Origin of the sequence: Pseudomonas sp. J380, from assembly GCF_009827115.1 — a bacterium.
Lineage (GTDB): Bacteria > Pseudomonadota > Gammaproteobacteria > Pseudomonadales > Pseudomonadaceae > Aquipseudomonas > Aquipseudomonas paracarnis.
Window position 1 is genome coordinate 4,844,938 of sequence record NZ_CP043060.1, and the last position, 13,524, is coordinate 4,858,461.

The window sequence follows — 13,524 nt, forward strand, 5'->3', positions numbered from 1 at the left end:
TTAACGCGCTGTAGCCACCCGAAGCGGTGGTGCAAACCATGGGGTTTGCAAGATTTTCTGGCTGCTCCCGTCGGAGGGGCCAAACAAGCAGGTGACCAAGCTGGGGAACGCTGATGGCTTACTCATATACTGAGAAAAAACGTATCCGCAAGGACTTTAGCAAGTTGCCGGACGTCATGGATGTCCCGTACCTTCTGGCTATCCAGCTGGATTCGTATCGTGAATTCTTGCAGGCGGGAGCGACCAAAGATCAGTTCCGCGACGTGGGCCTGCATGCGGCCTTCAAATCCGTTTTCCCGATCATCAGCTACTCCGGCAATGCTGCGCTGGAGTACGTCGGTTATCGCCTGGGCGAACCGGCATTTGATGTCAAAGAATGCGTGTTACGTGGCGTTACGTACGCCGTACCTTTGCGGGTAAAAGTCCGTTTGATCATTTTCGACAAAGAATCGTCGAACAAAGCGATCAAGGACATCAAAGAGCAAGAAGTCTACATGGGCGAAATCCCATTGATGACCGAGAACGGTACCTTCGTAATCAACGGTACCGAGCGTGTAATCGTTTCCCAGCTGCACCGTTCCCCGGGCGTGTTCTTCGACCACGACCGCGGCAAGACGCACAGCTCCGGCAAACTCCTGTACTCCGCGCGGATCATTCCGTACCGCGGTTCGTGGTTGGACTTCGAGTTCGACCCGAAAGACTGCGTGTTCGTACGTATCGACCGTCGTCGCAAGCTGCCGGCCTCGGTACTGCTGCGCGCACTCGGCTATACCACTGAGCAAGTGCTGGACGCTTTTTATACCACCAACGTATTCAGCCTGAAGGATGAAACCCTCAAGCTGGAGCTGATCGCTTCGCGTCTGCGTGGTGAAATTGCCGTCCTGGACATCCAGGATGAAAAAGGCAAGGTCATCGTTGAGGCTGGCCGTCGTATCACTGCGCGCCACATCAACCAGATCGAAAAAGCCGGTATCAAAGAGCTGGAAGTGCCTCTGGACTACGTTCTGGGTCGCACTACCGCCAAGGTCATCGTTCACCCGGCTACAGGCGAAATCCTGGCTGAGTGCAACACCGAGCTGAACACCGAGATCCTGGCCAAAATCGCCAAGGCCCAGGTTGTTCGCATCGAGACCCTGTACACCAACGATATCGACTGCGGTCCGTTCATCTCCGACACACTGAAGATCGACTCCACCAGCAACCAATTGGAAGCGCTGGTCGAAATCTATCGCATGATGCGTCCTGGTGAGCCGCCAACCAAAGACGCTGCCGAAACCCTGTTCAACAACCTGTTCTTCAGCCCTGAGCGTTATGACCTGTCTGCGGTCGGCCGGATGAAGTTCAACCGTCGTATCGGTCGTACCGAGATCGAAGGTTCGGGCGTGCTGTGCAAGGAAGACATCGTCGCGGTATTGAAGACTTTGGTCGACATCCGTAACGGCAAAGGCATCGTCGATGACATCGACCACCTGGGTAACCGTCGTGTTCGCTGCGTAGGCGAAATGGCCGAGAACCAGTTCCGCGTTGGCCTGGTGCGTGTTGAGCGTGCGGTCAAAGAGCGTCTGTCGATGGCTGAAAGCGAAGGCCTGATGCCGCAAGACCTGATCAACGCCAAGCCAGTGGCTGCGGCGGTGAAAGAGTTCTTCGGTTCCAGCCAGCTTTCGCAGTTCATGGACCAGAACAACCCGCTCTCCGAGATCACCCACAAGCGCCGTGTTTCTGCACTGGGCCCGGGCGGTCTGACCCGTGAGCGTGCTGGCTTTGAAGTCCGTGACGTACACCCGACGCATTACGGTCGTGTATGCCCGATCGAAACGCCGGAAGGTCCGAACATCGGTCTGATCAACTCCCTGGCTGCCTATGCGCGCACCAACCAGTACGGCTTCCTCGAAAGCCCATACCGTGTGGTGAAAGACGCCCTGGTCACCGACGAGATCGTATTCCTGTCCGCCATCGAAGAAGCTGATCACGTGATCGCTCAGGCTTCGGCCACGATGAACGACAAGAAAGTCCTGGTCGACGAGCTGGTAGCTGTTCGTCACTTGAACGAGTTCACCGTCAAGGCGCCGGAAGACGTCACCTTGATGGACGTTTCTCCGAAGCAGGTAGTTTCGGTTGCAGCGTCGCTGATCCCGTTCCTGGAACACGATGACGCCAACCGTGCGTTGATGGGTTCCAACATGCAGCGTCAAGCTGTACCGACCCTGCGTGCTGACAAGCCGCTGGTAGGTACCGGCATGGAGCGCAACGTAGCACGTGACTCCGGCGTTTGCGTCGTGGCTCGTCGTGGCGGCGTGATCGACTCCGTTGATGCCAGCCGTATCGTGGTTCGTGTTGCCGATGACGAAGTAGAAACTGGCGAAGCCGGTGTCGACATCTACAACCTGACCAAATACACCCGCTCGAACCAGAACACCTGCATCAACCAGCGTCCGCTGGTGAGCAAGGGTGATCGCGTTCAGCGTAGCGACATCATGGCCGACGGCCCGTCCACCGACATGGGTGAACTGGCTCTCGGCCAGAACATGCGCATCGCGTTCATGGCATGGAACGGCTTCAACTTCGAAGACTCCATCTGCCTGTCCGAGCGTGTGGTTCAAGAAGACCGCTTCACCACGATCCACATCCAGGAACTGACCTGTGTGGCGCGTGATACCAAGCTTGGGCCTGAGGAAATCACTGCAGACATCCCGAACGTGGGTGAAGCTGCACTGAACAAGCTGGACGAAGCCGGTATCGTTTATGTTGGTGCTGAAGTTGGCGCTGGCGACATCCTGGTCGGTAAGGTCACTCCGAAAGGCGAGACCCAACTGACGCCGGAAGAGAAGCTGCTGCGCGCCATCTTCGGTGAAAAAGCCAGCGACGTTAAAGACACCTCCCTGCGTGTACCTACCGGTACCAAGGGTACGGTCATCGACGTACAGGTCTTCACCCGTGACGGCGTTGAGCGTGATGCTCGTGCACTGTCCATCGAGAAGACTCAGCTCGACGAGATCCGCAAGGACCTGAACGAAGAGTTCCGTATCGTTGAAGGCGCGACCTTCGAACGTCTGCGTTCCGCTCTGGTAGGCCACAAGGCTGAAGGCGGCGCAGGCCTGAAGAAAGGTCAGGACATCACCGACGAAATCCTCGACGGTCTTGAGCACGGGCAGTGGTTCAAACTGCGCATGGCTGAAGATGCTCTGAACGAGCAGCTCGAGAAGGCCCAGGCCTATATCGTTGATCGCCGCCGTCTGCTGGACGACAAGTTCGAAGACAAGAAGCGCAAACTGCAGCAGGGCGATGACCTGGCTCCAGGCGTGCTGAAAATCGTCAAGGTTTACCTGGCAATCCGTCGCCGCATCCAACCGGGCGACAAGATGGCCGGTCGTCACGGTAACAAGGGTGTGGTCTCTGTGATCATGCCGGTTGAAGACATGCCGCACGATGCCAATGGCACCCCGGTCGACGTCGTCCTCAACCCGTTGGGCGTACCTTCGCGTATGAACGTTGGTCAGATCCTTGAAACCCACCTGGGCCTCGCGGCCAAAGGTCTGGGCGAGAAGATCAACCGCATGATCGAAGAGCAGCGCAAAGTCGCAGACCTGCGTAAGTTCCTGCACGAGATCTACAACGAGATCGGCGGTCGCAACGAAGAGCTGGACACCTTCTCCGACCAGGAAATCCTGGATCTGGCGAAGAACCTGCGCGGCGGCGTTCCAATGGCTACCCCGGTGTTCGACGGTGCCAAGGAAAGCGAAATCAAGGCCATGCTGAAACTGGCAGACCTGCCAGAAAGCGGCCAGATGCAGCTGTTCGACGGCCGTACCGGCAACAAGTTCGAGCGCCCGGTTACTGTTGGCTACATGTACATGCTGAAGCTGAACCACTTGGTAGACGACAAGATGCACGCTCGTTCTACCGGTTCGTACAGCCTGGTTACCCAGCAGCCGCTGGGTGGTAAGGCTCAGTTCGGTGGTCAGCGTTTCGGGGAGATGGAGGTCTGGGCACTGGAAGCATACGGTGCTGCATACACTCTGCAAGAAATGCTCACAGTGAAGTCGGACGATGTGAACGGTCGTACCAAGATGTACAAAAACATCGTGGACGGCGATCACCGTATGGAGCCGGGCATGCCCGAGTCCTTCAACGTGTTGATCAAAGAAATTCGTTCCCTCGGCATCGATATCGATCTGGAAACCGAATAACACGTGACGCGAATCGAGAGCGGGGCTGTTTAGCCCGCTCTCTGCTCCGCCAGGAGGAAAGGCCTTGAAAGACCTACTGAATTTGCTGAAAAACCAGGGTCAAGTCGAAGAGTTCGACGCCATCCGTATTGGATTGGCATCGCCTGAGATGATCCGTTCGTGGTCGTTCGGTGAAGTTAAAAAGCCGGAAACCATCAACTACCGTACGTTCAAACCTGAGCGTGACGGCCTGTTCTGCGCCAAGATCTTTGGCCCGGTAAAGGATTACGAGTGCCTGTGCGGTAAGTACAAGCGCTTGAAGCACCGGGGTGTGATCTGTGAGAAGTGTGGCGTTGAAGTCGCACTGGCCAAGGTTCGTCGTGAGCGCATGGCGCACATCGAACTGGCTTCGCCGGTTGCCCACATCTGGTTCCTGAAATCGCTGCCGTCCCGTATCGGCTTGCTGATGGACATGACCCTGCGTGATATCGAACGTGTTCTCTACTTCGAGAGCTATGTCGTTATCGACCCAGGCATGACCACCCTTGAAAAAGGTCAGCTGCTGAACGACGAGCAGTACTTCGAAGCGCTGGAAGAGTTCGGCGACGATTTCGATGCCCGCATGGGCGCCGAAGCTGTCCGCGAACTGCTGCACGCTATCGACCTGGAGCACGAGATTGGTCGTCTGCGCGAAGAGATTCCGCAAACCAACTCCGAAACCAAGATCAAGAAACTGTCCAAGCGTCTGAAGTTGATGGAAGCCTTCCAGGGTTCCGGCAACTTGCCAGAGTGGATGGTGCTGACCGTTCTGCCGGTTCTGCCGCCAGACCTGCGTCCGCTGGTACCGTTGGACGGTGGTCGTTTCGCGACGTCCGACCTCAACGACCTGTACCGCCGCGTGATCAACCGTAACAACCGCTTGAAGCGCCTGCTTGATCTGTCCGCTCCGGACATCATCGTGCGCAACGAAAAGCGTATGTTGCAAGAAGCGGTCGATGCCCTGCTCGACAACGGTCGTCGTGGCCGCGCTATCACCGGTTCCAACAAGCGTCCTCTGAAATCCTTGGCTGACATGATCAAGGGTAAGCAAGGCCGTTTCCGTCAGAACTTGCTCGGTAAGCGTGTTGACTACTCCGGTCGTTCGGTAATTACCGTAGGCCCGACCCTGCGCCTGCACCAGTGCGGTCTGCCTAAGAAGATGGCACTCGAGCTGTTCAAGCCGTTCATCTTCGGCAAGCTGGAAATGCGCGGTCTTGCGACCACCATCAAAGCGGCCAAGAAAATGGTCGAGCGCGAACTGCCAGAGGTTTGGGACGTTCTCGCTGAAGTGATCCGCGAACACCCGGTTCTCCTCAACCGTGCACCGACCCTTCACCGTCTGGGTATCCAGGCGTTTGAACCTGTACTGATCGAAGGTAAGGCTATCCAGCTGCACCCTCTGGTCTGTGCTGCGTACAACGCCGACTTCGACGGCGACCAAATGGCCGTGCACGTACCGCTGACACTGGAAGCCCAGTTGGAAGCGCGTGCGTTGATGATGTCGACCAACAACATCCTGTCGCCAGCCAACGGTGAGCCAATCATCGTTCCGTCGCAGGACGTTGTATTGGGTCTGTACTACATGACTCGTGAGGCGATCAACGCCAAAGGCGAAGGTCGTGTGTTCGCTGACCTGCAAGAAGTTGACCGTGTGTTCCGTGCTGGCGAAGCCGCACTGCACGCCAAGGTCAAGGTGCGGATCCACGAAACCGTCAACGACCGTGACGGCGGCAGCGTGAGCAACACCCGTATCGTCGACACTACTGTCGGCCGTGCGCTGTTGTATCAGGTTGTGCCAAAAGGTCTGTCGTACGACGTCGTCAACCTGCCGATGAAGAAAAAGGCGATCTCCAAGCTGATCAACCAGTGCTACCGCGTGGTTGGTTTGAAAGAGACCGTTATCTTCGCTGACCAGTTGATGTACACAGGTTTCGCTTACTCGACTATCTCCGGCGTTTCCATCGGCGTTAACGACTTCGTTATCCCGGATGAAAAAGCCCGCATCATCAGTGCTGCCACTGACGAAGTGAAAGAGATCGAGAGCCAGTACGCCTCCGGCCTGGTAACCCAGGGCGAGAAGTACAACAAGGTGATCGACCTTTGGTCCAAGGCCAACGACGAAGTGTCCAAGGCGATGATGGCCAACCTCTCGAAAGAGAAAGTCATCGACCGTCACGGCGACGAAGTTGACCAAGAGTCCTTCAACTCGATGTACATGATGGCCGACTCGGGCGCACGGGGTTCTGCTGCGCAGATCCGTCAGCTCGCCGGTATGCGTGGCCTGATGGCCAAGCCGGACGGTTCCATCATCGAAACGCCGATCACTGCGAACTTCCGTGAAGGTTTGAGCGTACTTCAGTACTTCATCTCCACTCACGGTGCTCGTAAGGGTCTTGCGGATACCGCGTTGAAAACCGCTAACTCCGGTTACCTGACTCGTCGTCTGGTAGACGTTGCACAAGATCTGGTTGTAACCGAGATCGATTGCGGCACCGAGCACGGCCTGCTGATGACGCCGCACATTGAAGGCGGTGACGTTGTAGAGCCGCTGGGTGAGCGCGTATTGGGTCGTGTTATTGCCCGTGACGTGTTCAAGCCAGGTACCGAGGAAGTTATCGTTCCTGCCGGCACCCTGGTTGACGAGAAGTGGGTCGAGTTCATCGAACTCAACAGCATCGACGAAGTGATCGTTCGCTCGCCGATCAGCTGCGAAACCCGCTACGGCATCTGCGCCAAGTGCTATGGCCGTGACTTGGCTCGTGGTCACCAGGTGAACATCGGTGAAGCGGTCGGCGTTATCGCTGCCCAGTCCATCGGTGAGCCGGGTACCCAGCTGACCATGCGTACGTTCCACATCGGTGGTGCGGCAAGCCGGACCTCCGCAGCTGACAGCGTTCAGGTGAAGAATGGCGGTACCGTCCGTCTGCATAACCTCAAGCACGTTGAGCGAGTGGATGGTCACCTGGTTGCTGTGTCCCGTTCCGGTGAGCTGGCCATCGCTGATGACTACGGTCGTGAGCGTGAGCGTTACAAGCTGCCGTACGGTGCTGTGATTTCGGTTAAAGAAGGTGACAAGGTCGACGCTGGCGCAATCGTGGCCAAGTGGGATCCGCACACTCACCCAATCGTTACCGAAATGAAAGGTACCGTGACCTACGTGGGCATGGAAGAAGGCATCACGATCAAGCGTCAGACTGACGAATTGACCGGTATGACCAACATTGAAGTACTCGACGCCAAAGATCGTCCAGCTGCTGGTAAGGACATCCGTCCTGCCGTGAAGATGGTCGATGACAACGGCAAGGATCTGTTGCTGCCAGGCACTGACGTAATCGCTCAGTACTTCCTGCCAGCCAACGCCCTGGTCGGTGTAGCGGATGGTGCGAAGATCGCGATCGGTGATGTTATCGCGCGTATCCCGCAAGAAACTTCGAAGACCCGTGACATCACCGGTGGTCTGCCGCGTGTTGCCGACTTGTTCGAAGCTCGTCGTCCGAAAGAAGCGTCGATTCTGGCTGAAGTCAGCGGCACCATCGCGTTCGGTAAAGAAACCAAAGGCAAGCGCCGTCTGGTTATTACCCCGAACGACGGTAGCGATCCGTATGAAGAGCTGATTCCGAAGTGGCGTCACCTGAACGTGTTCGAAGGCGAACAGGTAAACCGCGGCGAAGTTATCTCCGACGGTCCGAGCGATCCACACGACATCCTGCGTCTGCTGGGTGTGAGTGCGCTGGCCAAGTACATCGTTAACGAGATCCAGGACGTTTACCGTCTGCAAGGCGTGAAGATCAACGACAAGCACATCGAGACCATCCTGCGTCAGATGCTGCGTAAAGTTGAAATCGCTGAATCCGGCGATTCCAGTTTCATCAAGGGCGACCAGATGGAACTGACTCACGTACTGGTAGAAAACGAGCGCCTGGCGAACGAAGAGAAGTTTGTCTCCAAGTTCACTCGCGTGCTGCTGGGTATCACCAAGGCGTCGTTGTCCACTGAGTCGTTCATCTCGGCGGCCTCCTTCCAGGAGACCACTCGCGTACTGACCGAAGCAGCGGTAACCGGCAAGCGCGATTACCTGCGCGGCCTGAAAGAAAACGTAGTCGTGGGTCGTCTGATCCCGGCAGGTACCGGTTTGGCTTACCACAGCGAGCGTAAGCGTCGCCGTGATGCTGACAAGCCGCTGCGCGTAAGCGCCAGTGAAGTGGAAGCTGCACTGACCGAAGCGCTGAACTCAAGCGGTAACTGAGTTCTGCGATAGATGAGTCTGGGCCCTGGCACTCCCGTTCGTCGGATCGAGGCATTTTTGCCCCGGTTCGACGCGAGGGGAGGTCGGGGCCTTGCCTTGACTGGGGACAAGATCCTCTTTAGACTCTTGTACCCCTAAATTTGGCGGGAATTCGTTCCTGCCATTTTGCTTTTCTTGCAAGACAATAGCGTCGCAAGACAACAGTGGAGCTAGTAGATGGCAACTATCAACCAGCTGGTACGTCAGCCGCGTAAGCGTATCGTCGAGAAATCCGACGTACCTGCGCTGCAGAACTGCCCGCAACGTCGTGGCGTATGCACCCGTGTGTATACCACCACGCCGAAAAAACCTAACTCGGCACTGCGTAAAGTATGCCGTGTGCGTCTGACCAACGGTTTCGAGGTTTCCTCGTACATCGGCGGTGAAGGCCACAACCTGCAAGAGCACAGCGTGGTACTGATCCGCGGCGGTCGTGTAAAAGACTTGCCAGGTGTTCGTTATCACACCGTACGCGGTTCCTTGGATACTTCCGGCGTTAAAGGTCGTAACCAGGGTCGTTCGAAGTACGGTACCAAGAAGCCTAAGTAGTAGCGGCTTTTTGTAAACCTGAATCATCTTATTTTCTGAGTCGATAAGAGTAAGGTCGGAGGCGTCCCGAAAGGGCACCGATTCCGAGCGAACCTGAAGACCGTTTGAGGGCTTATCCATGCCAAGAAGACGCGTAGCAGCCAAGCGCGAAGTGCTTGACGATCCAAAATACGGAAGCCAAATCCTGGCCAAGTTCATGAACCACGTGATGGAAAGCGGCAAGAAAGCCGTTGCCGAGCGTATCGTTTATGGCGCGCTGGAAAAGGTTAAAGAACGCAAGAACAGCGACCCCCTGGAAATCTTCGAGAAAGCTCTCGACGCCATCGCTCCGCTGGTCGAAGTGAAGTCGCGCCGTGTAGGCGGTGCTACTTACCAGGTTCCGGTTGAAGTTCGCCCGTCCCGTCGTAACGCTCTGGCAATGCGCTGGTTGGTAGACTTCGCCCGTAAGCGCGGCGAGAAGTCTATGGCTCTGCGTTTGGCCGGCGAACTGTTGGACGCTGCTGAAGGTAAAGGTGCTGCTGTTAAGAAGCGTGAAGACGTGCACCGTATGGCTGAAGCCAACAAAGCTTTCTCGCACTACCGCTTCTAATTTTAGCTTCACTAATTTTGCGAGGGCTTTATGGCTCGTACTACTCCGATTAGCCGCTACCGTAACATCGGTATCGTCGCTCACGTGGATGCTGGTAAAACCACCACCACCGAGCGCGTACTGTTTTACACCGGCAAAAGTCACAAAATGGGCGAGGTGCATGACGGCGCCGCGACCACAGACTGGATGGTTCAGGAGCAGGAGCGTGGTATTACCATTACTTCTGCTGCTATTACCGCCTTCTGGAAAGGTTCCGAGAAGCAGTACAAAGACGAGCATCGCTTCAACGTAATCGATACCCCGGGCCACGTAGACTTCACCATTGAAGTTGAACGTTCCCTGCGCGTACTCGACGGCGCTGTCGTTGTGTTCTGCGGCACCTCGGGTGTTGAGCCTCAGTCGGAAACCGTATGGCGTCAAGCCAACAAGTACGGTGTTCCACGTCTTGTTTATGTAAACAAGATGGACCGTGCTGGTGCCAACTTCCTGCGCGTGATCGGTCAGATCAAGCAGCGTCTGGGTCACACTCCGGTGCCTATCCAGTTGGCTATCGGTTCCGAAGACAACTTCCAGGGTCAGATCGATCTGATCAACATGGAAGCTGTTTACTGGAATGATTCCGACAAGGGTATGGTTCCTGTTCGTAAGCCTATCCCTGAAGAACTTCAGGAACTGGCTGACGAGTGGCGCAACAACATGGTTGAGGCTGCTGCCGAAGCCAGCGAAGAGCTGATGAACAAATACCTCGAAGGTGAAGAGCTCACCAACGTGGAAATCAAGGCCGCTCTGCGTCAGCGTACTATCGCTGGTGAGATCGTCTTGGCTGTTTGCGGTTCCTCGTTCAAGAACAAGGGTGTTCCCCTGGTTCTCGACGCCGTTATCGACTACCTGCCTGCTCCAACCGACATTCCTGCTATCAAGGGTTCCAACCCTGATAACGAGGAAGAAGAAATGGAGCGTCACGCCGATGACAACGAGCCGTTCTCGGCTCTGGCGTTCAAGATCGCTACCGACCCATTCGTGGGTACTTTGACCTTCGTTCGCGTTTACTCGGGCGTGTTGGCCTCCGGCGACGGCGTGATCAACTCGGTTAAAGGCAAGAAAGAGCGCGTGGGTCGTATGGTGCAAATGCACGCAAACGCCCGTGAAGAGATCAAGGAAGTACGCGCTGGTGACATCGCGGCCCTGATCGGCATGAAGGACGTCACCACTGGTGAGACTTTGTGCGACGCTGCCAAGCCAATCATCCTGGTTCGCATGGACTTCCCGGAGCCGGTTATTTCGGTTGCCGTAGAGCCTAAGACCAAGGATGACCAGGAAAAAATGGGTATCGCTCTGGGCAAGCTTGCTCAGGAAGATCCATCTTTCCGCGTCAAGACTGATGAAGAGACTGGTCAAACGATCATCTCCGGCATGGGCGAGCTGCACCTGGACATCCTGGTTGACCGGATGCGCCGTGAGTTCAACGTCGAAGCCAACATCGGTAAGCCTCAGGTTTCCTATCGTGAGCGCATCACGAAGAACTGTGAAATCGAAGGCAAGTTCGTTCGTCAGTCCGGCGGTCGTGGTCAGTTCGGTCACTGCTGGATCCGTTTTGCTCCTGCTGACGAAGGTCAGGAAGGTCTGCAATTCGTGAACGAAGTAGTAGGTGGTGTTGTTCCTAAGGAATACATCCCTGCTATCCAGAAGGGTATCGAAGAGCAGATGAAGAACGGTGTTGTTGCCGGCTATCCGCTGATCGGCCTGAAAGCAACCGTTTTTGACGGTTCTTACCACGACGTCGACTCCAACGAGATGGCGTTTAAGGTGGCTGCTTCCATGGCAACCAAGCAACTGGCCCAGAAGGGCGGTGGTGAGTTGCTTGAGCCAATCATGGCGGTAGAAGTTGTTACACCTGAAGACTATATGGGTGATGTCATGGGCGACCTTAACCGTCGTCGCGGCATGATCTTGGGTATGGAAGACACGGTTTCCGGCAAAGTGATTCGCGCCGAGGTTCCGTTGGGCGAGATGTTCGGTTATGCGACCGACGTTCGTTCCATGTCCCAGGGTCGCGCAAGCTACTCTATGGAATTCAAAAAATACAACACAGCTCCGGCGCACATCGCTGAAACTGTATCCAAAAAACAAGGCTGATTCAGTCCTTTAGGCAAGGAGTTAATTGTCGTGGCTAAAGAAAAATTTGATCGTTCCCTACCGCACGTAAACGTTGGCACCATCGGCCACGTTGACCACGGTAAAACCACTCTGACCGCTGCTCTGACTCGCGTCTGCTCCGAAGTTTTCGGTTCGGCTCGTGTTGACTTCGACAAGATCGACAGCGCACCAGAAGAAAAAGCTCGTGGTATCACCATCAACACCGCGCACGTTGAGTACAACTCGACTATTCGTCACTACGCTCACGTTGACTGCCCAGGTCACGCTGACTACGTGAAGAACATGATCACTGGTGCTGCCCAGATGGACGGCGCTATCCTGGTTTGCTCGGCCGCTGATGGTCCGATGCCACAAACCCGTGAGCACATCCTGCTGTCCCGCCAGGTTGGCGTTCCTTACATCGTGGTTTTCCTGAACAAGGCTGACCTGGTAGACGACGCTGAGCTGCTGGAACTGGTTGAGATGGAAGTGCGCGATCTGCTGAGCACTTACGACTTCCCGGGCGACGACACTCCGATCATCATCGGTTCTGCTCGTATGGCTCTGGAAGGCAACGACGAAAACGAAATGGGCACCACTGCCGTTCGTAAACTGGTTGAAACTCTGGACAGCTACATCCCAGAACCAGTTCGTCTGACCGACAAGCCGTTCCTGATGCCAATCGAAGACGTATTCTCGATCTCCGGTCGCGGTACTGTTGTGACTGGTCGTATCGAGCGCGGTATCGTTCGCGTTCAGGATCCACTGGAAATCGTTGGTCTGCGTGACACTACTGTCACCACCTGCACCGGTGTTGAAATGTTCCGCAAACTGCTCGACGAAGGTCGTGCTGGCGAGAACTGCGGCGTTCTGCTGCGTGGTACCAAGCGTGACGACGTTGAGCGTGGCCAGGTTCTGGTTAAGCCGGGTTCGGTCAAGCCGCACACCAAGTTCACCGCAGAAGTTTACGTTCTGAGCAAAGAAGAAGGCGGCCGTCATACTCCGTTCTTCAAAGGCTACCGTCCACAGTTCTACTTCCGTACTACTGACGTGACCGGTAACTGCGAATTGCCAGAAGGCGTTGAAATGGTAATGCCAGGCGATAACATTCAAATGACTGTTACCCTGATCAAAACCATCGCAATGGAAGACGGTCTGCGCTTCGCTATCCGTGAAGGCGGCCGTACCGTTGGTGCTGGCGTTGTAGCTAAAATCATCGAGTAATCTCTCTTTTGAGTGAGCTCTGATGTTTTGAAAAGGCCCCCGCTTAGCGGGGGCCTTTTTTATTGGGTTGACACCTATCTAGGGCGTCTATAGAATTGCGCCTCCTTTTAACGGGCGTATTGCGCCCGGTGGGAATAGCAGCCGGAGTCTGAAATCCAATGCAAAATCAGCAAATCCGTATCAGGTTGAAGGCTTTTGACCATCGCCTGATCGACCAATCCACCCAGGAAATCGTGGAAACCGCGAAACGTACTGGTGCTCAAGTGCGTGGTCCAATTCCACTGCCTACCCGTAAAGAGCGGTTCACCGTTCTGGTCTCCCCGCACGTCAACAAAGACGCGCGTGACCAGTACGAGATCCGTACTCATAAGCGCGTACTGGACATCGTCCAGCCAACGGATAAAACCGTTGATGCACTTATGAAGCTCGATCTGGCGGCCGGTGTGGAAGTACAGATCAGCCTCGGCTAAGACTTGGGTCTTAGTCGTGTAACGCTCTGAAATGGGCGGCCATAGCGGGTGAAAGCCCCGTACACT

Annotated in this window: 7 protein-coding genes; all 7 read left to right on the forward strand. The window is 55.7% G+C overall.

All coding sequences use genetic code 11. The features are described from left to right. Positions 1–113 precede the first annotated feature (113 nt). The 7 genes from rpoB (at position 114) to rpsJ (ending at position 13,458) form a co-directional block, all read left to right on the forward strand. Positions 114–4,187: a DNA-directed RNA polymerase subunit beta gene (rpoB, locus tag FXO12_RS22065; protein ID WP_010206926.1), complete on the forward strand. Its 4,074-nt coding sequence runs from the start codon at positions 114–116 to the stop codon at positions 4,185–4,187. A gap of 64 nt (positions 4,188–4,251) precedes the next feature. Then, positions 4,252–8,451, forward strand: coding sequence for a DNA-directed RNA polymerase subunit beta' (rpoC, locus tag FXO12_RS22070; RefSeq protein ID WP_003194653.1), 4,200 nt, complete (start codon positions 4,252–4,254; stop codon positions 8,449–8,451). 216 nt (positions 8,452–8,667) lie between these two features. Further along, positions 8,668–9,039: a 30S ribosomal protein S12 gene (gene rpsL, locus FXO12_RS22075; RefSeq protein WP_002555494.1), complete on the forward strand. Its 372-nt coding sequence runs from the start codon at positions 8,668–8,670 to the stop codon at positions 9,037–9,039. Between the two features lie 118 nt (positions 9,040–9,157). After that, positions 9,158–9,628, forward strand: a complete 471-nt coding sequence (gene rpsG / locus FXO12_RS22080) for a 30S ribosomal protein S7 (protein WP_002555493.1) — start codon at positions 9,158–9,160, stop codon at positions 9,626–9,628. A 30-nt stretch (positions 9,629–9,658) separates the two neighbouring features. After that, on the forward strand, positions 9,659–11,764 hold the full coding sequence (fusA, locus tag FXO12_RS22085; RefSeq protein WP_003194651.1) for an elongation factor G: 2,106 nt from the start codon (positions 9,659–9,661) through the stop codon (positions 11,762–11,764). Between the two features lie 30 nt (positions 11,765–11,794). Beyond that, on the forward strand, positions 11,795–12,988 hold the full coding sequence (gene tuf / locus FXO12_RS22090; protein WP_005791980.1) for an elongation factor Tu: 1,194 nt from the start codon (positions 11,795–11,797) through the stop codon (positions 12,986–12,988). A 158-nt stretch (positions 12,989–13,146) separates the two neighbouring features. Beyond that, positions 13,147–13,458: a 30S ribosomal protein S10 gene (rpsJ, locus tag FXO12_RS22095; RefSeq protein WP_003186070.1), complete on the forward strand. Its 312-nt coding sequence runs from the start codon at positions 13,147–13,149 to the stop codon at positions 13,456–13,458. Positions 13,459–13,524 lie beyond the last annotated feature (66 nt).